The following is a 25,971-nucleotide window of genomic DNA, read 5'->3' on the forward strand; positions in this document are numbered from 1 at the left end:
GTGCCGATTCCTGGATTCCAATAAATCCAAAGGCTTGTCACGAAGCCAACAACGCCACTCACCGGCATGTCGGTGGAAACACCGCCTGCTCGGTGCAGGGGATCATCGCTTTTTCGGTGCGTTGGCTCCAGAACCGATAATGCGGTGCGGCAGCGCGTTCGGGGTCTGCTTCGGCGCTTCCTGTAGGCGTTTGGGCGGGTAAGGTGCGCGGATGCCTGGCCCGTTCATTGACGACGCGCAGATTGCGCACGCGCGCACTCTGGCGGAAGAGATCGTCAACCCGATCTTCGACCTCATCCGCCGTAACACCACTGTATCCATCGAGCGCACCGTGTTGCGCTTCTTCGGCATTTCCGGGGCCGGCGCGCGGGGGGTTCCGCTCGCCAACCTGATGGTCGACAAGCTCAAGGCCGCCGGGGTGCTCAACCGGGGCGCCGCCTATTGGTATGGCCGGGCGCTCCAGTTGGGCGCCAAGAGCCCGCTGGAGGCCGTGGAGCGGCTGACGGCGCTGCCGACGGACAAGCTGGGTCCGCTGTCTCCGGAAGTCGAACAGAACCTCCGCGCCGAGGTGCGCGCGGAAGCCCGCTCCGCCCTGGAGGACATGAAGTCCCGCCTCGCCGCGCGCGACGCGCTCCGCCAGCAGTTCCCCATGTCGCCGGCGCCGCACAAGTACGTCATCGTGGCCACGGGCAACATCTACGACGACGTGGACCAGGCTCGGGCCGCGGCCCAGGCCGGCGCGGACGTCATCGCCGTCATCCGCTCCACCGCGCAGTCCCTGCTGGACTACGTGCCTCACGGCGCGACGACGGAGGGCTACGGCGGCACGTACGCCACCCAGGAGAACTTCCGCATCATGCGCGAGGCCCTGGATGAGGAGAGCCGCAAGCTCAAGCGCTACATCCAGCTCACCAACTACTCGTCCGGCCTGTGCATGTCGGAGATCGCCTTCTGCGCGGCCTACGAGAAGCTGGACATGCTGCTCAACGACGCGATGTACGGAATCCTCTTCCGCGACATCAACATGCGGCGCACCTTCATCGACCAGTACTTCAGCCGCCGCATCTGCGCGCTCGCCGGCATCATCATCAACACCGGCGAGGACAACTACATCACCACCGCGGATGCGTACGACGCGGCCCACACCGTCATCGCCAGCCAGTTCATCAACGAGTGCTTCGCCAAGCGCGCGGGCCTCAAGGACTGGCAGCTGGGCATCGGTCACTCGTACGAGATCGACCCCTACCGGGACGACACGCTCCTGTTGGAGCTGTCGCAGGCGATGCTGGTGCGCCGCTGCTTCCCGGACGCGCCGCTGAAGTACATGCCGCCCACCAAGCACAAGGAGACGGACATCTTCTTCAGCCACGCGTACGACGTGATGGCGGACCTGGTGGCCATCTGGACGAAGCAGGGCATCCAGCTGCTCGGCATGATGACGGAGGCCATGCACACGCCGCTGCTCGCGGACCGCTTCGTGGCGCTCAAGTCCGCCAACTACATCCACCGCGCCGCGCGGGGCATCGACGAGGAGTTCACCGTTCGCGAGGACGGGAAGATCGCCAACCGGGCCCGCGAGGTGTTCGGCCAGGCGATGAAGCTGCTCCAGGAGTGCCGCGACGAGGGCATGGTGGCGGCCATTGGCAAGGGTCACTTCGGCGACGTGAAGCGCGAGGAGACCGGCGGCAAGGGGTTGGATGGCGTGATGGAGAAGGCTCCCGATTACTTCAACCCGTTCCTGGAAATCCTGGAGGCAACATGATGCTCGGTACCATCCTGACCGTGGTGATGGCCGCGGGCGGCTCGGCGGACTCGCTGGCGCAGTTCCAGGTGAAGAACGTGGGCGTGCAGGTGCCCGCCGCGTGGAACCGCTCCGTCGAGGACGGGACGACCAAATTCACCGCGCCCAGCGGCGACGCGTACTTCCTGGTGGACGTGGGCTCGGTGCAGACCGCGGGCATGAAGGCCCAGGTCTGCGTGGACAAGATTGTCGCTGGCATCGGCGGGGCCAACTGGGAGCGCCTCAAGGTGGGCGGGCAGCCGGCGGCCAAGCGGCTGGACTCGGACAATTCGACGAACGGCGGGGTGGTGGACACGGTGACGTACGTCGGGTGCGATGGGCGCACGACGTGGTCGGTCGTCTTCCACCTGGAGCAGCGCAAGAAGGAGCGCTTCGCCGCGCTGGCCGACAAGGTGGGCACCAGCGTGAAGATTCAGCGGGCCGGGGGGAAATGATCCGATGGTGAAGCCCAGCAAGCAGATCATCCGTCCCTATGGAGACCGTCGGGACGACGGCGTGGTGCAGCTGTCGTTCACCCTGCCGGTGCCCCTGTCGGAGAAGGCCAAGGAGGCCGCCGCCGTCTTCACGAAGAAGATGGGGTTCTCCGACGTCAAGGTCGCCGCCGCCGAGCGCGCCGCCGACAACTACACGTTCTTCATCGTGTACGCCCGCTCGGGCATGTACCTGGACTACGCCGAAATCGACGTGCCGGAAGTCGTCGTGAAGAAGATGTCCTTCGACGACCTCAACGCCTTCATCAAGGAGAAGGTCGGCCGTCGCATCGTCGTGTTCGGCGCGTGCACCGGCACGGACACGCACACGGTGGGAATCGACGCCATCCTGAACATGAAGGGCTACGCGGGCGACTACGGCCTGGAGCGCTACCCCGGGTTCGAGGCGTTCAACCTGGGCAGCCAGGTGCCCAACGAGGACCTCATCAAGAAGGCGGTGGCGAAGAAGGCCGATGCCATCCTGGTGAGCCAGGTCGTCACGCAGCGCGACGTGCACAAGGACAACTCGCGGCAGTTCATCGACGCGGCGAAGGCGGCGGGCATCCACGGCAAGGTGCAGTTGCTCCTGGGCGGCCCGCGCGTGGACCACAAGCTGGCGCTGGAGCTGGGCTTCGACGCCGGCTTCGGGCCGGGCACCAAGCCGTCCGACGTGGCCAACTACATCGTCCATGCGCTCCTGAAGAAGGAAGGCAAGGAGCCCAAGGACGCGCACTACCAGGGAGAGCCGACGTGAGCATTGGGACGAAGGCCATCATCCGCCTGCGCATGAGCAGCCACGACGCGCACTACGGCGGCAACCTGGTGGACGGCGCGCGCATGCTGGGCCTGTTCGGCGACGTGGCCACGGAGCTGTGCATCCGGGCGGACGGCGACGAGGGCCTGTTCCGCGCATACGACTCGGTGGAGTTCCTGGCGCCGGTGTACGCGGGAGACTTCATCGAGGCGGAGGGCGAAATCATCAGTGCGGGCAACACGTCGCGGAAGATGCGCTTCGAGGCCCGCAAGGTCATCCGGCCTCGCACGGATGTGAATGATTCGGCGGCGGACCTGTTGCCGGAGCCTGTCGTGGTGTGCCGTGCTTCGGGCACCTGCGTGGTTCCCAAGGACAAGCAGCGAGGCCAGCGATGAGCACTCCCATGGTCATCACCGCGGCGATGGTGGGCGCGGAGACGACGCGCGAGCAGACGCCGCACCTGCCCATCACCGCCGAGGAGATCGCCGAGGACGCCGTGCGCTGTCGCGAGGCCGGCGCGGCGATGGTGCACCTGCACGTGCGCACCGCGGACGGCAAACCGTCCCAGGACGCGGAGCTGTTCCGGGCCGCCATCCGGGCCATCCGCAAGCGCACCGACGTGCTCATCCAGACGTCCACCGGAGGCGCGGTGGGCATGACGGTGGACCAGCGCTGTGGCCCGCTGACGCTCACGGGAGAGGACAGGCCGGACATGGCCACGCTCACCACGGGCACGGTGAACTTCGGCGAAGAGGTGTTCTGGAACCCGCGCCCGCTGGTGCGGGACATCGCCAAGAGAATCAAGGCGCTGGGCCTCCGGCCGGAGCTGGAGTGCTTCGACGTGGGCATGCTCGACGAGGCCCGCTATCTGGCGAAGGAGGGCCTGGTGGACCTGCCGGCGCACTTCGACTTCGTGCTCGGCGTGCCGGGCACGCTGCAGGCGCGGCCGGAGGTGCTGGACTTCATGATTGCCTCGCTGCCGGAGGGGAGCACCTGGACGGTGGCCGCGGTGGGCCGTCACCAGCTTCCCTTCGTGGACGAGGCGGCGAAGCGAGGCGGCAACGCGCGGGTGGGCCTGGAGGACAACATCTACGTGTCCAAGGGCGTGCTCGCGAAGGGCAACTGGGAGCTGGTGGCCGAGGCCGCCAAACGCGCCCGTGCCCATGGCCGCGAGCCCGCGACGCCAGAGCAGGCGCGCAAGCTTCTGCGCCTGAGCTGATGAACTCCCGCCGACGCGCCTTCCTCGCGTCGGCGGTTTTCTTTTCCATGTCAGCAACCGCGGGCCTTTCGCGTCGGCAGCAGCCGGACGCCACCCGTCTGTCCGGATTCCGGCGCGACAGGGCCCCATGTCTTCCGAGGAACCATCTGAATGGACACGGAGCTGAGGGGCAAAGGCGTCCTGGTGACGGGCGGCGCGGGCGGTATTGGCACCGCGCTGGTCCGAGCGTTCTCCGACGAAGGCGCGAAGGTGGCGGTGCACTACCGCTCTCGCGAGGCGCAGGCGCGAAAGCTCGCCAGTGAGGTGGGCGGCGCGGCGGTGGGCGCGGACCTGACGGTGGAGGCGGAGGTGGATGCCCTCGTGCCCGCGTCGGTGGCCGCGCTGGGCCGGCTGGACGTGCTGGTGTGCAACGCGGGTGTGTGGCCCGCCCCGGATGAGCCCGTCTGGGAGATGTCGCTGGCGCGCTGGCGCCGCACGCTGGCGGAGAACCTGGACAGCGTCTTCCTGTGCTGCCGTGCGTTCCTCCGGCACGTGTCCACCACGGGCGCAGGCAACATCGTCATCGTCAGCTCCACGGCGGGTCTGTTCGGCGAAGCGGGGCACGCCGACTATGCGGCGGCGAAGGGCGCGCTCGCGAGCGGCTTCGTGCGCAGCCTGAAGAACGAGCTGGGCCGCATCGCCCCGCTGGGGCGCGTCAACGTGGTCTGCCCCGGCTGGACGGAGGTGGACCGCAACCGCGCCAAGCTGGAGGCAGAGGGTTTCGTGAAGCGGGTGACGCGCACCATGCCGTTGCGCAAGGTGGGCCAGCCCGAGGATGTCGCGCGCGTCGTGGTGACGCTCGCATCGGATCGCATCTCCGGCCATGTGACGGGTGAAGTCATCACCGTGGCGGGAGGCATGGAAGGAAGGGTGCTGCATGACGACTGAGTCCGTGGACGTGCGGAAGTACAATCGCGAGGCGTGGGACCGGCAGGTGGCCGCGGGAGACCGGTGGACGGTGCCGGTGACGCCAGAGGTCATCGCCGCGGCGAAGCGAGGGGAGTGGAGCATCGTCCTCACCCCGACAAAGCCCGTGCCGCGCGAGTGGTTCGGTGATGTCACCGGCAAGCGGGTGCTGTGTCTGGCGGGCGCGGGCGGACAACAAGCGCCCGTGCTCGCGGCGGCGGGCGCGCGGGTGACGGTGTTGGACAACTCGCCCGCTCAGCTCGGTCAGGACCGCAAGGTGGCGGAGCGGGAGGGCCTGGAGCTGCGGCTGGTGGAGGGGGACATGAAGGACCTGTCCGCATTCGAGGACGGAAGCTTCGACCTCATCTTCCACCCGTGCTCCAACGCCTTCGTGGACGACGTGCGGCCCGTCTGGCGCGAGGCCTTCCGTGTGCTGCGTCCGGGCGGCGCGCTCCTGTCGGGCTTCAGCAACCCGGTCATCTTCCTGTTCGACCCGGACCTCCAGGAGCAGGGGGTGATGCAACTCAAGTACAAGATGCCGTACTCGGACTTCACCAGCCTCACGGACGCCGAGCGCAGCAGGTACACCGACAAGGGTGAGCCCCTCTGCGTGGGGCACTCGCTCCAGGACCAGGTGGGCGGACAGCTCGACGCGGGCTTCCTCCTCGCTGGCTTCTTCGAGGACCGGCACGTCGCGGGCGACAAGCTCTCCGAATACTTCGAGGGTTTCATCGCCACCCGCGCGGTGAGGCCCAGCGCGCCCTGAGCTCCCAGGGCTTCGCGACTCAAATGTGTGTTGCGCTGAGGGTCTGAAAAGACTCCCATGCGGGTTGTCCTGGAATACCCAGGACTTCCCGCAAGGAGCGCAAATGCGTACACCCTGGCGTATCTCCTCGTTCTGTTTCGTGAGCCTCGCGCTGCTGGGCGCGGGTTGTGAGCCGGCGCCGTCGCCGGTGTCGTCCGAGTCAGGCGCGGTGTTGGAGCAGAAGAAGGACCGCGCGGTGGGTGACGTGAAGTTGTTCTGCGAAATCCCGCAGGACGGCAGCTACTTCGAGCTGAAGCAGACGGCGACGGGCTACGAGGGCGTGGTGGCGACGCAGGTCTATGACCCGTGGGACTGCCGCTGCATCTACCTGAAGCGCGAGGTGGTGGGGCAGTACACGTCCTGCCAGTTCGCCCCGTCGGACCCGCGCATCGTGAGCTGCTGGCGCCGCGAGCCCAATGGGACGATTGGGAAGATGGGCATGTTCTCCACGAAGGTGACGCGGCAGTCGCTCGTCATCGGTGGACCCACCCAGGAGGTGTCGGACCAGCTCCTGGATATCGGCGTCGTCAACCAGGACCCGGGCCAGACGTCGCGGCGCGACTTCTCCTACGCGCTCGACGACTGCACGGCGGGCTAGCGAGCACGAAGGGGGAGGGGAGTTGCTCCGGGCCGGTGCAGGGGCGTGGATTTAACCTTCTCCTCCGCGCGGGGTTCTTCCAGGCAACGAGGACGCGAGCGGGAGTGCCGCTCGCGTCCAGTTCAACCGACTGGAGAGCCTCACCATGCGTCAGAGTTTCCTGCTGCGTTCCCTTGTCACGGCTTCGCTCCTGTTCTCCGTTCCGGTGCTCGCGGAGGACACCGCGCCCGCGCCGCAATGCAAGGAGGGCCACCACGGGCGGCACGGCCACAAGGGCATGAAGGGAGAGCGGAAGCTCGCCCGGATGGAGCACCGCCTGGACCGCGCGGTGTCCGAAGGTCGCCTCGCCCAGTCGCAGGCGGACCAGTTCAAGACGGAGGCCCGCCAACTGCGAGAGGAGCTGAAGGCCCAGCGTGACGCGGCCGGCGGTCAGCTCTCCGAGGACCAGCGCCTCCAGGCGCGTGAGCGCGTCCGTGCCCTGCGCGAGAAGGTGAAGGCCGCCGTGCAGGCCACCGCGCCCACGAAGACCTGAGTCAGAAAGACAGCGGGTTCCCATGGAGCGTGAGGCCTTCCCAAGACAGGCCAGACGCTGACCCCGGCGGGCCGTGCCGCACCCGCCTCCCGCCGTCATCACGGAACCCGCGGTTCCAAGATGGAGATCGTGGCGGAGGCCGCCTGAAGATTCTCGACGAGCGCAGAGGGGCCCTGGAAGCAAGCGGCCTCGCCGACGACGCGCACGCGCGGCGTGACGGACCTTGGGGAATCGCGCAGACTCGTGGCACGAGGTTTCGCATGCGACTGGTGGTGTCCCTGGTGGTGTTCGTGTCGCTCGTCGGATGCGGTGCGCACTCGTCGGGCGCGTTCCTCGGCGACGCCGCGGCTCCTGCTCCCTCTCGAACTCCCGTGGACGACGCGGAGTTGCTCCGGGTCCAGGCCCGCGCCCGCTACATCGTCGAGGCGGAGCGTGCCGCCATTCGCGCCACGGACGTGCTGATGGAGAGCAAGGACGTGGACCTGAGTCCCGCCCGGATGCAGATGCACGTCACCCTGCCTCACGAGGGCGCGTGGTACGGCCTCTTCGGCCGGGTGGACGACGCGGGGACCTTCATCCCGGCCTACGCGTTGAAGGCGCCGCACGAGGAGCCCGAATGGATGGAACTCATCCCCGTGGACACTCTTCCCGTCGACTTCAGTCCCGTGGCTCGGGCCGTGAAGACGGCGAAGCAGATCACCGTGGAGACCTTCGGGCGAACCAGCGTCAACCCGGTGGTCGTCAGGGAGGCGTCGGGCGACATCACCGTGTACACGTTGCAGGGGACGCGAGATCCGAAGCGCTTCTTCTACGGGGGTGACTTCCGGTTCCGCTTCGCTCCGGATGGCAGGACGCTGCGCGAGCAGGTGAAGCTGCACCCGAGCGTCATCGCGGTCGACGTCGCGCCCATCACCGAGGACGCCTCGCGGATGGATGCCCACCTGCACCAGCACTTCAAGGGGCCGCTGGAGACGGAGCTGGCCCTGCTGATGCTCTATCCGGAGCTGACCTCGCTGGCGGTGGGCCACGTCGATACGGCGGTGACCTACGTCCTGTTCCCGGATGGCAGCATCAGCGTCGTCACCGAGGACAATCCCGCGACGAGGCGAGACCTGCTGTCGGATGGCACCTTCGCGCCCGCGCCCGATGCGGCGAAGCCTCCGGAGCCGGAGGCTTCCCACGAGCAGGCGCCGTGAGCCTCAGTCGCGCAGGCGCTCGGCCCACGTGAAGTACACGGTCCGCGCCTCCACGAAGGGGTCCCTGAACAAGGCGCGGACTTCCGCCTTCGCCAGTCGTCCTTCGTCGAACGCGCGGTAGAGCCTGTCCCCGAGCAGGTAGCCCAGTGCGTGGCTGACGCCGTGGAACAGGCGGTCCTTGCGCAGGGGCAGCAGCTTCACCGCCTCCTCGGGCGCCTCCAGCTCCGCGGCCTTGTGCGCCAGCACGAAGGCGGAGACCTGCCGCTCGACGCCTCGGCTCTCGCCGAAACGCTTCGCCCACTCGGCCAGCCCCAGACACGTGCGTCGCGGGTTCACCAGTCGGGAGCCGAAGAAGCCCAGCGCCTCTTCCATGCACCGCGCGTAGAACGCGTCGGACGCCGTGCGAGGCGCCTCCATCGCGCTGCCCACCGCGCAGTGCCGCACGAAGTGCGCGGCTTCTTCCGCCGCGTGGTTCAAGGACAGCGAGGCCAGATAGGCCGTCCGCGCTCGAGGGATGTAGCTGCTCTCCCGAGACAGGATGTGGCGGCGCAGCTGGGACAGCTCCGCCTGCGTGAATCGCCCGCGCCGCTGGATGCGCGCCAGCACGTCCCCGTCCGCCACCGTGGCGACTTCCACCGACTCCAGCGCGCGCACCACCGGCACACCCGCGAGACGGCCGATGAGCGCCGCCATCTCCCGGAAGCGCTCCGAGGCGCCCCGGTCCATCAACGGTGAGTCTCCGGCCTCTGCTTCCAGGTAATCCAGGAAGCTCTGCTGGCAGACGACAGGGGAGGCGTTGAGCAGGCACACGGTGTCGTCCGCCAGCTCCACCGCCTCGGCCACGCCCATGCGCCCGTCGCGGGCCAGCCGCCACCAGACGCCTTCCGCGTTCTGGTAGACGACGAGGCCTCGTCGCGTGTCGTCACCGAGCGCGCGCTCCACCTGCGTGGGCAGGTGACACGGCGCCACGTGGTACTGGCCCACCAGGACGAGGACGAGCGGACGGTCCTCGGCTCGGGCGACCCGCGCGATGCGCTCCGCGGCGTAGGCATCCCTCAGCGCGAGCGAGCGTTCACCCTGGGCGCGCCGGTCGATGCCCACGACTTCCAGGCGGTGGCGCCGGGCGAAGGCGAGCAGGGTGCGCAGCGTGGTGCCAGGGCCGAAGCCCGCACCCTCCGTGTCACCGCCCAGTCGCGCCAGGAGGGAGCGCTCCGAGAGGCGTCCCGTGCGCCAGGCATCGAGCGAGGCCTGGTGCCGGCCCTCGATGCACTCGAGGGCCAGGACGACGCGGCGACCCGAGGTGAGCGCGCGTTCGACGAGCTCCAGGTAGGTCTGCTGCGCCAACGGCAGCGTGTGGTAGTCGCCCACGTACACCACGTCCGAGGCGCGCACGCGCTGGTGCACCTCGGTCAGCGGCAGGACGCGCCGATAGCTGGCGGTACGCCGCCGGTAGCGGGCCTCGTAGGAGCGGAAGGCATCTGTCTGCCCGTCCACCACGCGGGCGATTTGTGCCCGCTGACGACGGAAGAGGGCAAGGTGCAGGGCGAGCGAGTCGCGCATGGAGTGCGGCGATCCCTCGCACGGCCCTGAAGGCCCGGCAAAAAATCAGCGGCGAGTGGCCCGGGGGCTCCCTTCCTTGACTCGGGGATCGGGGCAATGGACCATCCCCCTCAGCTTGAAGAACACACTCGCGCGCGCGACCCTCCTCAGCTTCGTGCTCTTCCTGGCGGTACCTGTCCGTGCCGAGGAGCCTTCTCTTCTTCACTCCGCACCGACCCGCGCCGAGCCCAAGCTGCCTCTTCGGCTGGACGGCACGCTCGTGGAAGGCGGTCGCATCCTGGAGATGTACGTCCGCTACCGCGGCCCGGGCGAGCCGTTCGCCCGTGTGCTGATGGAGCGCCAGTACGGCGACCTCTATCGCGGCGTCATCCCCGCCGAGCACATGGTGCCGCCGGGCGTCGAGTACTACGTCGAGGGCCTCACCGCCGACGGTGAGCGCATCCCCATCTTCCAGACGGCCGCGCGGCCCGCACGCGTGTTCGTGGCCGGCGACGTGTCCGCGACCGCGAGCCGGCCCGCGACGCCGGAGCCGGCGTCTTCCAACTCCGCCGACGAGCGACCGTCCACCCGGACGCCACCTCCCGAGCGCACCCGGACGCCGCCGCCCACGAGCAGCACCTCCGACGACGATTCGATGGCGGCCCTCACCGCGGATCTGCCCTCCGATGTTCCTCCGCCGAAGGTGTCGTCGCGGGACACCCGCACCCCCTCGACGTCGCGCGAGCCTCCGCCTCCGACGCGAGGAAGCGCGACCACCTCACGCGAGCCCACTCGAGGGACGCGAGAAGCGCCCCCGCGTGAGTCGGGGACCTCCCGCGACGCGACCGCCCGCGAGACTGGAACCTCCCGCGACGCGACCGCCCGTGAGGCTGGAACCTCACGTGACGCGCCCACGCGAGAGGCTGGCACTTCACGCGACGCACCCATTCGCGAGCCCGTGGCCTCGCGTGACTCCTCCCGGGAGTCCTCGACGCGCGACACGTCATCCTCGCGAGAGTCCTCCTCGCCGCGCGAGAGCGCGGTCGTCGCGCCGCCGCGCTCGGAGCTGGAAGAGGACATGGCCCTCTACAGCGCCGAGGACACCCTGGCCCTGGCCACGCGCCACGAGGAGAAGGTCCGCAAGGTGCCCGCCATCGCCGCCTCGTTCGGCCGCGAGCAGATCAGCGCGCTGGGTGCCCGCACCGTCGCCGACGTGCTGGACGTGGTGCCCGGGCTCACCATCAGCCGGGACGTGCAGGGCTTCCATCGCACGGCGGTGCGCGGCCTGCGCAATGACGCCGAGGTGCTGTTCCTGCTCAACGGCCATCGCCTCAACAACTTCTTCGACGGCAAGGCGCTGATGAACCTGCCGGTGGAGAACCTGGAGCGCATCGAGGTCATCCGCGGTCCGGGCTCCGCCCTCTACGGCGCGGGAGCCTTCCTGGGCGTGGTGAACATCGTCACCGACACCTCGGATGGTGTGCGCACGGCCGTCTCCGCCGGAGGCTTCCCGGAGAAGGACGACCGCCTGGCCATCACCGTCAACGGGCACGCGTCGGCGGGAGAGACCTTCGGCGACCTGCGCCTCTTCGCGGACGCGGACGTGTGGAACCAGACGGGTGACTCGAACGTCATCGAGCACGACGGCCTGGATGACGAGTCCACCTCCCAGGGCCTTCGCGCGGTGGAAGACCCCGCGGGCAAGACGCGGGATGACCGCTTCCTCCTCAACCTGGGCGGTGGCGCCACCTACGCCATGGGAGACGCGGGACGCCTGGGGGCCTCGGTGCGCTTCCTCACCGAGAACCGCACGGCCCTGATGGGCCTCTTCGACACCGTGGGCGAGGACTCCGAGCTGAAGTGGAACGTCCTCATGGCGGACCTCCAGTGGGAGCGCGCCATCGGGTCCTCGGTGCTGCTGCGCGCGCGGGCCGGGTTCGACCAGCAGTCCACCGACCGCCTCTTCCAGATCACCCCCCTGAACTTCCGCACGGGCCCGGACGCCAACCAGCTCTTCGACAAGGGCCTGAGGGAGCGCACGCGCATCTCCGTGCGTTCGATCACCGGCGGAGTGGACGCGGACATCTCCCTGTCGGCGAACAACCGGCTGTCGCTGGGCGCGGTGGTGGAGCAGCAGTCGCTGGGCGACTACGACTACGAGACCAACTACACGCTGGACGCGCGCGTGCGCCCGGAAGGCTTCACCGCGCCCGAGGGCCTCACGGACCTGCTGGGCCTCGCGGATGGCGCCGCGTCACGCCGGCTCATCGTGGGCTTCTTCGCGCAGGACCAGTGGACCGTCATCGCCCCCCTGACGCTCACGTTCGGCGTGCGCGTGGACGCCACGCAACTGCCCACCGTGGACGGCTCCGGCACCATCACCGGCACCAGCTTCGTGCCCAGCATCAACCCCCGCGTGGGCCTGGTGTTCTCCGCCACGGACGCCCTGGTGCTCAAGGCCCTGTACGGCCGAGCGTTCCGCGCGCCCACGCTCCAGGAACTCGTGGAGCGCATCCCGGACACGACCTACAACCAGGGCCGCTTCGAGGGAAACCCGCGCCTGCAGCCCTCCACGGTGGACACCTTCGAGCTGGGCGCCGACCTCATCCAGTCCGCCGGAGAGGCCCGCGTGCGGCTGCGCGCCAACGCGTACCTGGAGCTCTTCGACTCGCCCATCATCCCGGTGGACACGTCCGGCAACATCGTCCCGCTGCGCAACCGCGAGCTGGGCGTGCGCGTGTACGGCATCGAGGGTGAGGCCCGCCTGGAGGCCTCCAAGCGCGCCAACGCCTGGTTCAACGCGAGCATCTCCCGCGCGCAGGACATGGAGCTGCCCTCACAGTCCCGCCTGCTCACGGATACGCCGCAGGCCCGCTTCAACGCGGGCGTGTCCATGCCCATTGGCGCGTGGGTGAACTTCGACGTGGTGGTGCGCACGGGCGCGGAGCGACGCAACAACAGCCGCTCCGTGCTGGAGCTGGTCCGCCGCTACAAGATTCCCGCCTACAGCCTCATCACCGCGCAGATTCGCAGCGAGCCCATCGCCGACATCTGGGAGGTGTCGCTGGTGGCGCACAACGTCTTCGACCATGACCTTCGCGACGATGTTCCCCGCCCGGACCGCGTCACCGGGAGCCTCCCGCGCGAGGGCATGTCCGGCTACCTCACCGTGAGGGCCCACTTCTGATGCCGCTCCCCAAGTCCATCATCGCCGCGCTCGCGTGCGCCCTGGCGTCGCCTCTCGCCGGGTGCATCTCCTACAACGACTCGTGCCAGCCGCTCGTCGCGGACCCGGATGCCGTCGTCGGCTACCTGGGCCAGGACGTCCAGCTCGACAAGCCCTTCACCCGACATGACAACAACGCGCTGGCGCAGTTGGTCGCCGACGCGTTCCTTCATGCCGAGGACGGCTCGGTGCGGCCCGCCGTGCTGGGCGTCGTCAACGGTGGCTCGCTGCGCGCGGAGGGCCTCTGCTACACGCGCATGGCGCTGCGGAAGGGACCGCTCACCGACGGCGTGCTCCACGAGGTCATCCTCTTCGAGAACCTCATCGTCACGGTGGACCTCACCGAGCGCGAGGTCGTGGGGATGATGGAGAACAGCGTGGGCGCCCTGTACGTGGAGGGACAGCTCATCGCCTCGCCCTCCGGCGCCTTCCTCCACGTGTCCGCGGGGACGTCGGTGCGCGTGGACTGCTCACGCCCCAAGGGCGAGCGGGTGCGGGCGCTGACAGTGGGGGGGCAGCAGATTCCGCTGCCGCCTCGCGACGACGCGAGCATCCGCTACCGCGTGGCCATGCCCAGCTTCCTGCTCGAGGGGGGCGACGGCTACGGCACGGTGTTCGGCAATGCCGGTCAGGACCCTGACCGGAACCCGGTGCAGGCGCGAAAGCTGGGCGGCACCGACGCGAACATCGCCTCGGCGTACATGCGGGAGAAGTACCCCACGCCCGTCCAGGCGCTCTCCGAGGAGCCTCGCGTCGTCTTCGAGAACTGCGCGCTGCCCGCGAGGCCCGCCGGCGGGTGAGTGCCGGTGGGCCGCTCGCGGGGCCCTTCAGGACTTGGGCTCGTCCGGGTTCGGAGCGGCCGCCACCATGCTCGGTGGGGTCGCGGGCGCCGCCGCCGCCGGGCTCGCCACGACAGTGGCGGGACGCGGTGGAGGAGGCGAGCTGAGCACGTCGTTGACCGACGGCATTCTCCGAATCTCCGCACGCGCGACCTTCCACGCCTGCTGGACAATCCAGGAGAGCGAGCGGTCCTGCCTCGTCGCCTCGCGCTGGATTTCCTCCAGCATGTCCTCGGGGAAGTAGAGGCTTTGTTTGCGGTGGTCGGTGGTGGCCATGCCTGCGCTACTCCTCGCGCGGGTCCTGGCGCTCGTCGCCAGTCACGTCGTTGACGGCGGGGAACGACTTGATGCGCTCGCGGGCGATCTTCCACGCCTGCTGGACAACCCAGGAGAGGGAGCGGTCCTGTCGATTCGCTTCCTCCTGAATCTCCTTCAGCATCTCCTCGGGGAAGTACAGCGACTGCTTGCGCTTGTCGGTGCCTGCCATACTTGAGTCTCCGGGGCGGATTCGAGGTGACGACCTGAACACACCGGGGCCGTTATCCGACAGACGCCCAAGAGGGTCAACGGTTTCGGAGGACTCATTCCGCGCTCGCTGGGTCCTCGCCCGGGCACGTTCAGTCAAGCCTGACGTATCCAACTGTGCGCGAAAAAGGAAACGCCCCGGCCCTCGCGATAGGAGGACCGGGGCGTCTCGGAAAGAGGGACCGCCGGGAGTGGATCTCCCAGCGGACCCGTGGGCCCAGAGGGGGAGGGGGGGGACCCCTAGGCCCAACACCTTGAAAATTCGACCGTCCCCTCAACAACTCCGGGGGCCGCGCATATTTCCTCTTCCGAGTCCGCGCCCATCCGGTGTGACGATCATAAGAACCAGCCCCCCTGCCTTCAACCGTACGCGCCTCTGTAACCCTGTTACCCGACACTCCATTCCCCCTGTCAGATGTCACGCACTGGACCCACGACACGTTTGCTGACGACGACGCTGCTCGATGCGTACTCGCGCCTCGGGTTGGAGGGCCGCTCCGTGCTGTGCGCCGTCTCTGGCGGCGCGGACTCGGTGGCCCTGCTCGTCGGCACGGCGAGCGTGCGAGAGCGCCTGGGGCTGCGCGTGGAAGTCGCCACGGTGGACCATGGCCTGCGCCCAGAGTCCCGAGCGGAGACGCGGGCCGTGGCGTCGCTCGCCGCGAGGCTGGGGCTGGAGTGTCATGTCCGCGAACTGGCGCTGAAGTCTGGAGCGGGAGTGGAGGCGCGCGCGAGGCATGCGCGGTACGCGGCGCTGGAAGAGGTGCGGCTCGCGCGCGGATTGTCAGTGGTGGCGACAGCCCACTCGGCCACCGACCAGGCGGAGACGCTGCTGATGCGGCTGGCCCGGGGGACCTCCTCGCGAGGCGCGGTGGGCATCCACGAAGCACGTCCCGGGCTCGTCCGGCCGCTCTTGGAGCGCACGCGCGAGGAGTTGGTGAACTTTCTGGCCGAGCAGGGCGTCGAGTATTGGACAGATGCGATGAACGCCGACCCGGCCTTCTTCCGGGTGCGGGTCCGAACGGACGCCTTGCCCGCGCTCAGCCGGGCGGCCGGCTTCCGGGTGGACGCGCGGCTGGCCTCGTTCGCGCGGCTGGCCGCGGAGGACGATGCGCTGCTGAGCGAGCTGGCGGACGCGGCCTGGCGCCGCGTGCGGCTGTCGGAGGGAGGATTGGATGCGGTGGCGGTGCGCGCGCTGGAACCTCCTCTGCGGCGCAGGGTGCTCGCCCGACTGCTGGCCGAGCATGACGTGGTGACGGATGCGGGGACGGTGGAGCGCGTGCTGCGCGCGGTGGAGCAGGGCGGCTCCGCGACGGTGGGGCGCGGCTCGAGGGTGCGAGCGACGGGAGGGCGGGTGCGCTGCGTGCCTCAGGTCGCCGGCGCGCGAGCCTCGCCGACGCTGTGTCTGGAGGGGGCGGGTGCCACGGGCATGCTGGAGGGGACGGGGTGGGCGTTCCGCGTGGCGGTCCACGCGCCTCCCGAGGGAGTGCATGGGCTGGCGCTGGCGGGGGACGTGAACTGGCCGCTCACCGTGCGGACACGCAAGCCGGGGGACAAGGTCCGGATGAGCGCGGGACAACGCCGGCTTCAAGATGTGTTGGTGGATCTTCGAGTGCCCGCGGAGTCGAGAGATTCGCGGCCGGTGGTGCTGGACGCCTCGGGCACGGTGGTGTGGCTTCCGGGACTCTGGATGCCTCCGCCCGGCAGGGCGGATGTTTCCGGACACTACCTGTGGGCGACACCCCCGGGTCCGAGCATTCAGCGGACCCCTTCGTTATAGAGTGGAATGAGAGTTGTCGGGGGTTGGTCGCGGCCCCTAAATAGTTGAGGGCGTTTTGCTGTTGCTGATACGGTCCGACGACAGGGGAGCTCGCCTGGTGTCGGGCAAACGACTGAAAAGGCTGGGTTTCTCCCGGCGCGGCCCTCATCCCGCCGAGTACCGAAAGGGCAGCTGACACGTGCGTTCGACTTACAAGACCATCGGGCTCTGGGTCATCCTGATCGTCCTCTTCGTCGCCTTCTACAACTTCTTCTCCCAGGGCAACGACCAGGTCCAGGAGCCCTCCTTCACCCAGCTTCTGACGAAGGTGGAGGAGAAGAAGGTCAAGGAAGTGGCGGTCAAGGGCAACACCTACTCCGGCAAGTTCGTCGACACGAGCGAGAAGTTCCGCACGACGGGCCCCGCGCCGGACGCGGCCATGCTGAACCAGCTCCGCAACAACGGAGTGGACGTCAAGTATGAGCGGGAGGAGCAGAACAGCCTCTGGCTGACCATCCTTGGTCAGTGGATGCCTGTCGTCTTCCTGTTCCTCTTCTTCATCTTCTTCATGCGCCAGCTCCAGGGGGGCAGCGGCAAGGCGATGACCTTCGGGAAGTCGAAGGCCAAGCTCCTGAGCGAGAGCCACAACAAGGTCACCTTCGCGGATGTGGCCGGTGTGGACGAGTGCAAGGAAGAGCTGGAGGAGATCGTCGCCTTCCTGAAGGACCCCAAGAAGTTCACCAAGCTGGGCGGTCGCATCCCGAAGGGCGTGCTGATGATGGGCCCCCCGGGAACGGGCAAGACGCTGCTCGCGCGGGCCGTGGCCGGCGAGGCGGGCGTGCCGTTCTTCTCCATCTCCGGCTCGGACTTCGTGGAGATGTTCGTGGGCGTCGGCGCCAGCCGAGTCCGCGACTTGTTCGAGCAGGGCAAGAAGAACGCCCCCTGCATCATCTTCATCGACGAAATCGATGCCGTGGGTCGTCACCGTGGCGCCGGTCTGGGCGGTGGGCACGACGAGCGTGAGCAGACGCTCAACCAGCTCCTCGTGGAGATGGATGGCTTCGAGTCCAACGACGGCGTCATCCTGATTGCCGCGACGAACCGTCCGGACGTGTTGGATCCCGCGCTGCAGCGTCCGGGTCGCTTCGACCGCCGCATCGTGGTTCCGCGTCCCGACCTGAAGGGCCGCCTGGGCGTGCTGAAGGTGCACACCCGCCGCGTGCCGCTGGCTCCGGAAGTGGACCTGGAGGTCATCGCTCGCGGTACGCCGGGCATGACGGGCGCGGACCTGGAGAACCTGGTGAACGAGTCGGCGCTGATGGCCGCGCGGCAGAACAAGGAGCGCGTGGACCTGAGCGACTTCGAGGCCGCCAAGGACAAGGTCTTCATGGGCCCGGAGCGCCGGTCGATGATCATGACCGAGAAGGAGAAGAAGAACACCGCGGTGCATGAGGCGGGGCACGCGCTGCTCGCCAAGCTGCTGCCGGGGTGCGACCCGCTCCACAAGGTCACCATCATCCCGCGCGGTCAGGCCCTCGGCGTCACCTGGAGCCTTCCCACCGAGGACAAGGTCAACGGGTACAAGAAGCAGATGCTGGACCAGATCGCCATGGCCATGGGTGGCCGCATCGCCGAGGAGCTGCTCTTCAACGAGATGAGCAGCGGCGCGGCGAACGACATCGAGCGGGCCACCGAGACGGCGCGCGCCATGGTGTGCCGCTGGGGCATGAGCGAGAAGCTGGGGCCCCTGGCGTTCGGCAAGAGCGACGGCGAGGTGTTCCTGGGCCGCGACTTCAACTCGTCCAAGGACTACTCCGAGGACACCGCGCGGGAGATCGACTCCGAGGTTCGCGCCATCGTGGTGGGCTGCTACGAGCGCGGCAAGGGCCTGCTGACGGCGAACCTGGACGCGCTCCACCGCGTCTCCGACGCCCTGGTGGAGTACGAGACGCTGGACGCCGAGGACGTGAACATCCTCCTGCAGGGTGGTCAGCTCACCCGTGAGCGCCCGCCCCCGCGCGTGAATGCGCCCCCGAAGGCGACGGAGAAGAAGGACAAGCGGAAGATCCTCGACGCCCTGGATGGGCTGCCGAAGATGGAGCCGAACAAGGCGTAGTCTCGCCGCTGTCCGAAGTGACGAAGGCCCTTCCCGCTGTCGGGGAGGGCCTTCTGCTTTGCGGGCCTCGCGCTCGGGTTTGCTTCCAGCGGCCAGGCGCGTGGCTCACGGGGTAGGGTGGCGCGGTGCCCTGGAGTCACTTCCCATGATTCGTGCCCGCCCCATCAGCACCGACCGCGCAGAGGACCTGACGCTGGCCTTCCGGCGCATGGGCCTGCCCACGCCCGCGCGCGAGTACCTGCTGGAGAAGCTGCCGCACGCTCAGCTCCTGCTCACCGGCCTGACGAAGGACGTGGGCGCCTTCCTCCACGCGCTCCCCGAGCGGGCCCTCGTGCCTGGACGCGAGGAGCATCCTTCGTGGGTCTCCGGTGACGTGCGCTCACGCCCGGGCGTGGGGCTGCTGTCGGGCCGTCGCGAGCAGTTCGAGCGGCTCATGGCCCTGGCGCGCGGCGAGGGCGGCGTGCTCGCGGAGCTGGCGAGCGCGCTGGAGCGCGGCCTGGATGCTGGGAAGTCGCCCGGGTCGATGGTGCTGGGGGAGCGCGCGTTCGAGTGGGGCTCGCGCACCTACGTCATGGGCGTGGTCAACGTGACGCCGGACAGCTTCTCGGATGGGGGCCGCTACCTGAGCGCGGAGGCGGCCATCGCGCATGGACTCGCCCTGGCGGAGGCGGGCGCGGACCTGCTGGACGTGGGCGGTGAGTCCACGCGCCCCGGCTCCCAGGCCGTCACCGCCGAGCAGGAGGTGGCCCGCGTGCTTCCGGTCATCGAGGGACTTCGCGCTCGCACCTCCGTGCCCCTCTCGGTGGACACCACGAAGGCCGCGGTGGCGCGCGCGGCGCTGAAGGCGGGCGTGCATCTGGTCAACGACATCACCGGCTTTCGCTCGGACCCGGAGCTGGCCCGCGCGGTGGCCGAGTCCAACGCCGCCTGTTGCCTGATGCACATCCAGGGGACCCCCGACACCATGCAGCAGGCTCCGCGCTACGAGGACCTGGTGGACGAGGTGCTCGACTTCCTCGACGACTCCGTGCGGCTGGCGACCTCGGCGGGCGTCGCTCGCGAGCGCATCCTGCTGGACCCTGGCATTGGCTTCGGCAAGACGTTCGACCACAACCTCTACCTGCTGCGGCGTCTGGGGGAGCTGCGCGTGTCGGGACTGCCCCTGCTGGTGGGCACCAGTCGCAAGGGCTTCCTGGGGGCGCTGACGGGTGGCAAGCCGGCGGGCGAGCGGCTCGCGGCGACACTGGGCTCCGTGGCGGCGATGGCAGTGTTGGGTGGCGCGGATGTCGTCCGCGTCCACGACGTGGCCGAGGCGCGTGATGCGCTCGTCGTCGCCGATGCCATCCGGTCCGCCCGTGATGGAGGCACCCTGCTCGGACGGTGAGCGTGCGTGGACGAGGGGCCACGCGGCGTGGCCCTCGTGGTGTGGGCCCCGCGGGTGGGTCCTGGTATCGTTTTCGCACCGTTGTTCAGGGGTGATAGAGCCTGCAAGGCCGGGCCGTTGCCAGGGAGGCGTTGGGGCCCTACCTTCGAGCCCCGGCGGTGGGCGGGGTATAAGCCCCGACGTCGAGCGACCGGCACAGGCCCGGCGTGGGAAAGGTGGAGCGGCACCATGGCGTACAGGATGAACATGCCTCCGAAGGAGGAGCGCACGACACAGAAGCTGTTCGGTACGGACGGGGTTCGCGGAAAGGCGAACGTCTACCCGATGACAGCGGAAGTGGCGATGCAGCTCGGGCGGGCACTCGCGTTCCTCATCCGCAACGGGCCGCATCGGCACCGCGTCATCGTGGGCAAGGACACGCGGTTGTCCGGTTACATGCTGGAGCAGGCGCTCGCCGCGGGCCTGACGTCCATGGGCGTCGACGTGGAGCTTGTCGGTCCGCTGCCGACGCCGGGCATCTCCAACCTCACCACGTCCATGCGCGCCGACGCCGGCGCCGTCATCTCCGCGTCCCACAATCCGTACGAGGACAACGGCATCAAGTTCTTCTGGCGCGACGGCTTCAAGCTGCCGGACGAGACGGAGGGCAAGATTGAAGAGCTGCTCTCCACGGGCGCCATCGACTCCATCCGCCCCACCGCGACGAAGATTGGCCGGGCGTTCCGCATGGAGGACGCGCGGGGCCGCTACATCGTGTTCCTCAAGGCGACCTTCCCCCGCGAGCTGACGCTGGAGGGGCTGACCATTGTCGTCGACTGCGCCAACGGCGCGGCCTACAAGACGGCGCCCGCGGTGCTGGAGGAGCTGGGCGCCAAGGTCATCACCCTGGGCGTGTCGCCGGACGGCAAGAACATCAACCACAAGTGTGGCGCGCTGTTCCCGGAGAACCTGGCGCGCTCGGTCATCAAGCACGGCGCCCACCTGGGCATCGCGCTGGACGGCGACGCAGACCGGCTCATCGTCGTGGATGAGAAGGGCAAGGTCGTGGATGGCGACGCCATCATGGCCATCTGCACCGGCGAGCTGATGGCTCGCAAGCAGCTCAAGAAGAAGGTCCTGGTCTCCACGGTGATGAGCAACATCGGCCTGGAGCGGGCGGTGGCGCGCTGGGGCGTGAAGGTGGCTCGCACGCGCGTGGGTGACCGCTACGTCGTCGAGGAGATGCGCCGCAACGGCTACAACCTGGGCGGCGAGCAGAGCGGCCACCTCATCTTCCTGGACCACACGACGACGGGTGACGGCACGCTGGCGGCGCTCCAGCTTCTCGCGGTGATGTGCCGCGCGGGCAAGCCCCTGAGCGAGCTGGCCTCCATCTTCGAGCCGGTGCCGCAGACACTGGTCAACGTGGTGGTGAAGCAGAAGAAGGAGCTGGGCGAGATGCCGGAGGTGATGAAAATCATCAAATCCGTGGAGCAGAAGCTCGGCAACTCCGGCCGCGTGCTCGTCCGCTTCTCCGGCACCGAGCCCAAGGTCCGGGTCCTTATCGAAGGCGAGGACGCCACGCGCAACGAGGCCTACGCGAAGGACATCGCCGAGGCCCTGTCCAAGGCGTGCAATCGCTAGTCGTCGTTCACGACGGTTGACTTCCGGACGCTGGCCGCGATTAGAGGGGCCAGCGCGTGCCGGGGCCCCCGACAATCCCGGGACCGCGCATCAAGCGAGGTGCGGTCGATGGGACAGCGACTGGGTGTCAACGTGGACCATGTGGCGACGCTGCGGCAGGCGCGGCGCACCACCTATCCGGACCCCGTGACGGCCGCGGCCATGGCGGAGCTGGCCGGCGCGCAGCAAATCACCATCCATCTGCGTGAGGACCGGCGCCACATCCAGGACCGCGACTTGCGCATCCTGCGTGAGACGACGCAGACCCTGCTGAACCTCGAGATGGCGGCCACCACGGAGATGGTGAAGATCGCCTACGAGCACAAGCCGGACGTGGTGACGCTGGTGCCGGAGCGCCGCGAGGAACTCACCACGGAGGGCGGCCTGGAGGTCGCCGGTCAGCGCGAGCACGTCGCGAAGATCATCAAGAACCTCAAGGACGGCGAAATCACTGTCTCGCTGTTCATCGACCCGGACCTGGACCAGGTGCGCGCGTCGCACAAGGTGAACGCGGACCGCATCGAACTGCACACGGGACGCTACTGCGAGGCGCGCAACGAGAAGGAGCGCGCGCGGGAGCTGGCGCGCATCGTCGATGCGGCCAAGGCGGGCACGAAGCTGGGGATGGGCGTGGCCGCGGGCCACGGGCTCAACTACGACAACGTGCAGCCCATCGCCCGCATCACCGAAATCGACGAGCTGAACATCGGCCATGCCATCGTCGCGCGCGCCGTGCTGGTGGGCTTCGACCGCGCGGTGCGGGAGATGCTCGACCTGATGCGCAACCCGGGATAGCGCGCCATGGGAATCCGGGGCCTGGGCCTGGACATCTGCTCCATCTCCCGCATCCAGCGCATCATGGACGGGCCTCGCGCGGAGCCGTTCCTGAACCGCGTCTACACCGAGGCGGAGCGCGCCCTGTGTGGCCAGCGCCATGACGCCGCCAGTGCCTATGCCGCGCGCTTCGCGGCGAAGGAGGCGCTGGTGAAGGCGCTGGGCGCGCCTCCGGGCATCCGCTGGAAGGACATGGAAGTGCGCCGCGACGGAGGGGCGCCGTATTTCGCCCTCTCTGGCGTGGCGCTCGAAGTGATGGAGGCGCGGGGGTTGGAGGCGTTCCTCGCGCTCACCCACGATGCCGACGTGGCCGCCGCCACGGTGGTCCTCCAGTCGAAAGGGGATTGAACCCATGTTGCGCGTCCTCACCGCCGCCCAGATGCGTCAGGCCGAAGAGGCCGCCGAGCAGCGCCACGGCATGCCCTCCGCGCTGCTGATGGAGAACGCGGGGCGGGGGCTCGCGGAGGTGGCTCGCGAGCTGGCCGGGCCTGTTGGCCGCTTCGTGGTGGTGTGCGGGCCGGGCAACAACGGCGGTGATGGCCTGGTGGCGGCGCGCTTCCTGATGGAAGGGGGCGCGAAGGTGTCGGTGTCGCTGGTGGGAGACGCCGCGAAGCTGACGCCCGAGGCGAAGCGCAACCTGGAGGCGCTGCGAGGCTTCGGCGGTGTGTCGCGCGCCCTGGAGTCGCTGGAGCCGCCGGGCGCGGGGGACGTGGTGGTGGACGCGCTCTTCGGAACGGGACTGAGTCGGGCACCCGCGGGGGCGTTCGCGGAGGCCATCTCCGCCATCCAGCGCTGGCGGCGCGCGGGCGCGAGGGTCGTCGCGGCGGATGTTCCGTCCGGCCTCCAGAGCGACACGGGCGAGTCCTTCTCTCCCTGCGTGGAGGCGGATGCCACGGTGGCCTTCGGATTTCTCAAGCCAGGGCAGGTGCTGGAGCCCGGCGCGACGCTGTGCGGACGCGTGCGGCGGGTGGACATCGGCATGGGCGGCGCGTCCGCTCGCGAGGTATCCGGCGCCGAGCTTTTCGTGGTCGAGGAGTCCGACGCGCGCGGCACCCTGCCGGTGCGCAAGGCGGACACGCACAAGGGCACGTACGGCCATGTCCTGGTCGTCGCGGGCAGTCGGGGCAAGACGGGCGCCGCGGCCCTGGTGTCGAAGGCGGCGCTGCGCAGCGGCGCGGGACTCGTCACCGTGGCCACGCGGAGCGATGCGCTGGAGGCCGTGCAGTCGCACTCGGCTGAAATCATGGGCATCCCGCTGGAGGCCGCGGGGCCTCTGGGCATGGGAGACCTGGACGCGCTGCTCGCCGCCGCCGAGGGGAAGGACGCGCTCGTGATGGGGCCGGGCATTCCACGCGGGCCCGGGACGGGCGCGCTGATTGGCGAGCTCCTGTCGCGCCTGGAGATTCCGGCGGTCCTGGATGCGGACGCCTTGAACGCCGTGGCGGATGACCTGTCCGTGCTGCGCCGCGCGAAGGGGCCGGTGGTCCTCACGCCGCATCCGGGGGAGATGGCCCGGCTGACGGGCAAGTCGACCCGGGAGGTCCAGTCGCACCGAATGGAGGTCGTGAGTCGGCTCGCTTCGGGACTCGGCGTGACGGTGGTGCTCAAGGGTGACCGGACGCTGACGGCGCACTCGGATGGACGCGTCTTCATCAACACCACGGGCAACCCGGGCATGGCCACGGGTGGCTCCGGTGATGTGCTGTCCGGTGTGTGTGGGGCCCTGCTGGCTCAGGCGATTTCACTGCCCGATGCCATCTGGACGGCGGTGTATGCGCACGGACTGGCGGGAGATCTGGCCGCGGCTCGGCGCGGTCAGCTGGGCCTGGTGGCGGGGGACCTCATCGAGCAGGGCCTCTGCGAGCTGTGGGTGAGGTGGGGTCGATGAGTGACGGAGAGTTGGTGACGCGGACCCTGACGCTGGCTTCACCCGAGGAGACGCATCGGCTCGGCGTGCGACTCGGCGGGCTCCTGGAGCCGGGCGACTTCGTGGGACTGATTGGCGAGCTGGGCGCGGGCAAGACGCACCTGGTGCGCGGAGTCGCCGAGGGCGCGCATGTGCCGCGCTCCGAGGTGGCCAGCCCCACGTTCGCGATTGTGTATCCGTACTCGGGAAGGATTCCGCTCTACCACGCGGACCTGTACCGCCTGACGGGCTACGACGACCTCTACGCCACGGGCTTCATGGACCTGGTCGGAGGGGAGGGCGCGGTGCTGGTGGAGTGGTTGGACCGCGTGCCGGAGGCGGCGCCCACCGAGCACCTGCGTGTCACCCTGGCCCACGCGGGCGGGGACGCGCGCTCACTCAAGGCGGAGGCTTACGGTGTCCGCTCGGTGGCGCTGCTGACGGCGTGGTTGCCCTGAGCCCTCGCCGGGCGACGCATCGACTTCAGGCCCACGAGGGCCTCACGTTGGAGGAGTGGGAGCATGGCGCGCAGCTACTCGGCGATACGTGAACTCAATCGCGGCCGGCCCATCGCGCCCGGAGACCGGGTGCGAGTGTGGGACGTGCCCGAGGAGTGCTGGTTCTACGACAGCGAGAACCGGCTCCAGGTGTGGACTCGGGAGACCCTGCTCGAGTTCAACGCGATGCCCGCGCCGTCCGTCGCGCGCCAGCGGCACTTCCTCGTGTTGCGGCTCGAGGGACTCTTCGTGGAGGTCGCGCTCTACGAGGACGGAGCCATCTGTACGCGAGGAATGCTGGGCGGACGCGTGACTCAATCGCGCGTGCGCTTGTCCGACGTCGACGCCCTGGTGCTCCACTATGGCCGTCTCGGCTTCCACTCCGGCCTGGGATGGAACGTGTCCTCCAACAGGCTGGTGCGGCGCGAACTGCGCGTCACGCAGCCGGGCCTGGTTCGCTCCGAGACGGTGAGCGTCGACGGGGCGGTGCTCCACACGGTCTCCGTGCGCGTCGCGGGGCTGGAGAAGACCTCTCAAGAGGAGCGCACTCCGTTCGCGACGCGCGAAGAGGCGCTCGTCGCGGCGGAGCAGCGGCTCTTCAACCTGGAGCAGGAGGGCCTGTCCGCCTTCACGTGCTCGACGCCCCCCGCGCGGGAAGAGAACCCCGCGCTCCCATCTCAATCGCCGTGGGTGGAGCTGTCGTCCGTGGCCCGGCCCACGACGGCGCACGAGGCCGTGGACGCCGCGGTGGCCCTCCTCACCGAACTGCACCACAAACTGCCGGTGGGCCACTTCGTCGTCGAACTCATCGACCCAACCCAGGACCGGGCTCGGCTCGAGCGCATGGGGTACGGCAGCGAGTTCTTCCGCTCCATGCACGAGAAGCGCTTCGGGCGATGGACGAAGCCCGAGGCCGTCGAAGCAGCGGGTTCCTCCTTCGACTACTTCACGCGCCGCTACGGCACCGCGACGTGGGTGGCGATGGCACCGAGCAACGTGACGACGCACCTGAGCGGCAACGTCAGCGGTGGTGGGTCGTGCGTGCTCGAAATCAACGCCAATGAGTACAACGTGAAGGAGCTGGCGGAGAACCTGGACGAGCCGGTGCCGGGACTCGCGCAGGCCCTCGTCTTCCACGGGGGCTGGCACGACAGCGCGAGCTTCCTCTTCGACCGGCGCTCCCAGACAACCGAAGGGGAGTACGGCATCCACCGCTTCAACGGGAACGAGCCCGAGCTGCCCGAGGAGCCCACGGCGCCTGGGAAAATCCAGCCCTTCGGCTTCTGGCTGTTCGAGCGCGTCGTGGCCATCCGCGAGAAGCTGGTGCCCGCGCTGCGCGAGCTTCAGCCTCCCGTGGTGCCCTGACG

At 69.0% G+C, this 25,971-nt stretch carries 24 protein-coding genes; 21 read left to right on the top strand and 3 right to left on the bottom strand.

The annotated features are described in order from the left end of the window. Nucleotides 1–211: 211 nt before the first annotated feature. The 10 genes from HUA75_RS09560 (at nt 212) to HUA75_RS09605 (ending at nt 8,320) form a co-directional block, all read left to right on the top strand. Complete coding sequence (locus HUA75_RS09560) at nt 212–1,762, top strand: lysine 5,6-aminomutase subunit alpha (RefSeq protein WP_141646622.1); 1,551 nt, start codon at nt 212–214, stop codon at nt 1,760–1,762. After that, entirely contained in the window at nt 1,759–2,235 is a 477-nt protein-coding gene (locus HUA75_RS09565) for a hypothetical protein (RefSeq protein ID WP_141646621.1), read from the top strand. Before HUA75_RS09560 ends, HUA75_RS09565 begins: the two co-directional genes overlap by 4 nt. A gap of 4 nt (nt 2,236–2,239) precedes the next feature. Beyond that, nucleotides 2,240–3,025: an OAM dimerization domain-containing protein gene (locus tag HUA75_RS09570; RefSeq protein WP_141646620.1), complete on the top strand. Its 786-nt coding sequence runs from the start codon at nt 2,240–2,242 to the stop codon at nt 3,023–3,025. After that, complete coding sequence (locus tag HUA75_RS09575) at nt 3,022–3,420, top strand: hotdog fold domain-containing protein (RefSeq protein ID WP_220137917.1); 399 nt, start codon at nt 3,022–3,024, stop codon at nt 3,418–3,420. Before HUA75_RS09570 ends, HUA75_RS09575 begins: the two co-directional genes overlap by 4 nt. Beyond that, nucleotides 3,417–4,244, top strand: coding sequence for a 3-keto-5-aminohexanoate cleavage protein (locus HUA75_RS09580; protein ID WP_141646619.1), 828 nt, complete (start codon nt 3,417–3,419; stop codon nt 4,242–4,244). Before HUA75_RS09575 ends, HUA75_RS09580 begins: the two co-directional genes overlap by 4 nt. Nucleotides 4,245–4,394: 150 nt before the next feature. After that, complete coding sequence (locus tag HUA75_RS09585) at nt 4,395–5,171, top strand: SDR family NAD(P)-dependent oxidoreductase (protein ID WP_174462489.1); 777 nt, start codon at nt 4,395–4,397, stop codon at nt 5,169–5,171. Continuing rightward, complete coding sequence (locus tag HUA75_RS09590) at nt 5,161–5,955, top strand: class I SAM-dependent methyltransferase (RefSeq protein ID WP_174486192.1); 795 nt, start codon at nt 5,161–5,163, stop codon at nt 5,953–5,955. Before HUA75_RS09585 ends, HUA75_RS09590 begins: the two co-directional genes overlap by 11 nt. A gap of 103 nt (nt 5,956–6,058) precedes the next feature. Next, nucleotides 6,059–6,592, top strand: a complete 534-nt coding sequence (locus HUA75_RS09595) for a hypothetical protein (protein ID WP_141646616.1) — start codon at nt 6,059–6,061, stop codon at nt 6,590–6,592. A gap of 145 nt (nt 6,593–6,737) precedes the next feature. Beyond that, nucleotides 6,738–7,124 (top strand): hypothetical protein, encoded by a 387-nt coding sequence (locus tag HUA75_RS09600; protein WP_141646615.1) that lies wholly within the window; start codon nt 6,738–6,740, stop codon nt 7,122–7,124. A gap of 260 nt (nt 7,125–7,384) precedes the next feature. Further along, a complete protein-coding gene (locus HUA75_RS09605) occupies nt 7,385–8,320 on the top strand; it encodes a hypothetical protein (protein WP_174486193.1) in 936 nt (311 codons plus the stop codon). 3 nt (nt 8,321–8,323) lie between these two features. On the opposite strand, the gene HUA75_RS09610 is transcribed toward HUA75_RS09605, so the two are convergent. Then, nucleotides 8,324–9,880, bottom strand: coding sequence for a ChaN family lipoprotein (locus HUA75_RS09610; protein ID WP_174486194.1), 1,557 nt, complete (start codon nt 9,878–9,880; stop codon nt 8,324–8,326). Between the two features lie 115 nt (nt 9,881–9,995). Here HUA75_RS09610 and HUA75_RS09615 point away from each other — a divergent pair, with 115 nt between their 5' ends. Further along, nucleotides 9,996–13,046: a TonB-dependent siderophore receptor gene (locus HUA75_RS09615; protein WP_141646612.1), complete on the top strand. Its 3,051-nt coding sequence runs from the start codon at nt 9,996–9,998 to the stop codon at nt 13,044–13,046. Beyond that, nucleotides 13,046–13,885: a 5'-nucleotidase C-terminal domain-containing protein gene (locus HUA75_RS09620; RefSeq protein ID WP_141646611.1), complete on the top strand. Its 840-nt coding sequence runs from the start codon at nt 13,046–13,048 to the stop codon at nt 13,883–13,885. The genes HUA75_RS09615 and HUA75_RS09620 overlap by 1 nt, the downstream gene beginning before the upstream one ends. Before the next feature lie 27 nt (nt 13,886–13,912). Here HUA75_RS09620 and HUA75_RS09625 read toward each other — a convergent pair whose 3' ends face one another. Next, nucleotides 13,913–14,200 (bottom strand): TIGR04563 family protein, encoded by a 288-nt coding sequence (locus tag HUA75_RS09625; RefSeq protein ID WP_174486195.1) that lies wholly within the window; start codon nt 14,198–14,200, stop codon nt 13,913–13,915. Between the two features lie 7 nt (nt 14,201–14,207). Then, on the bottom strand, nt 14,208–14,411 hold the full coding sequence (locus tag HUA75_RS09630) for a TIGR04563 family protein (protein ID WP_015350409.1): 204 nt from the start codon (nt 14,409–14,411) through the stop codon (nt 14,208–14,210). 453 nt (nt 14,412–14,864) lie between these two features. Here HUA75_RS09630 and tilS point away from each other — a divergent pair, with 453 nt between their 5' ends. The 9 genes from tilS (at nt 14,865) to HUA75_RS09675 (ending at nt 25,969) form a co-directional block, all read left to right on the top strand. Further along, on the top strand, nt 14,865–16,226 hold the full coding sequence (gene tilS, locus HUA75_RS09635; protein WP_174486196.1) for a tRNA lysidine(34) synthetase TilS: 1,362 nt from the start codon (nt 14,865–14,867) through the stop codon (nt 16,224–16,226). Nucleotides 16,227–16,404: 178 nt separating this feature from the next. Continuing rightward, complete coding sequence (gene ftsH, locus HUA75_RS09640) at nt 16,405–18,321, top strand: ATP-dependent zinc metalloprotease FtsH (RefSeq protein ID WP_141646199.1); 1,917 nt, start codon at nt 16,405–16,407, stop codon at nt 18,319–18,321. Nucleotides 18,322–18,466: 145 nt separating this feature from the next. Continuing rightward, complete coding sequence (gene folP / locus HUA75_RS09645) at nt 18,467–19,705, top strand: dihydropteroate synthase (RefSeq protein WP_174486197.1); 1,239 nt, start codon at nt 18,467–18,469, stop codon at nt 19,703–19,705. Nucleotides 19,706–19,933: 228 nt separating this feature from the next. After that, nucleotides 19,934–21,328, top strand: a complete 1,395-nt coding sequence (gene glmM, locus HUA75_RS09650; RefSeq protein WP_141646197.1) for a phosphoglucosamine mutase — start codon at nt 19,934–19,936, stop codon at nt 21,326–21,328. A gap of 108 nt (nt 21,329–21,436) precedes the next feature. Then, nucleotides 21,437–22,162 carry a pyridoxine 5'-phosphate synthase gene (locus HUA75_RS09655; protein ID WP_141646196.1) on the top strand — a complete coding sequence of 242 codons (726 nt, stop codon included), beginning with the start codon at nt 21,437–21,439 and terminating at the stop codon, nt 22,160–22,162. A 6-nt stretch (nt 22,163–22,168) separates the two neighbouring features. Further along, nucleotides 22,169–22,549 (top strand): holo-ACP synthase, encoded by a 381-nt coding sequence (gene acpS / locus HUA75_RS09660; RefSeq protein ID WP_174456801.1) that lies wholly within the window; start codon nt 22,169–22,171, stop codon nt 22,547–22,549. Between the two features lie 4 nt (nt 22,550–22,553). Beyond that, complete coding sequence (locus HUA75_RS09665) at nt 22,554–24,089, top strand: NAD(P)H-hydrate dehydratase (RefSeq protein ID WP_174486198.1); 1,536 nt, start codon at nt 22,554–22,556, stop codon at nt 24,087–24,089. Next, nucleotides 24,086–24,565, top strand: a complete 480-nt coding sequence (gene tsaE, locus HUA75_RS09670) for a tRNA (adenosine(37)-N6)-threonylcarbamoyltransferase complex ATPase subunit type 1 TsaE (protein ID WP_174486199.1) — start codon at nt 24,086–24,088, stop codon at nt 24,563–24,565. Before HUA75_RS09665 ends, tsaE begins: the two co-directional genes overlap by 4 nt. Before the next feature lie 63 nt (nt 24,566–24,628). After that, nucleotides 24,629–25,969 carry a hypothetical protein gene (locus HUA75_RS09675; protein ID WP_174486200.1) on the top strand — a complete coding sequence of 447 codons (1,341 nt, stop codon included), beginning with the start codon at nt 24,629–24,631 and terminating at the stop codon, nt 25,967–25,969. Nucleotides 25,970–25,971 lie beyond the last annotated feature (2 nt).

The sequence above is a fragment of the Myxococcus sp. CA040A genome, from assembly GCF_013336725.1.
Lineage (GTDB): Bacteria > Myxococcota > Myxococcia > Myxococcales > Myxococcaceae > Myxococcus > Myxococcus llanfairpwllgwyngyllgogerychwyrndrobwllllantysiliogogogochensis.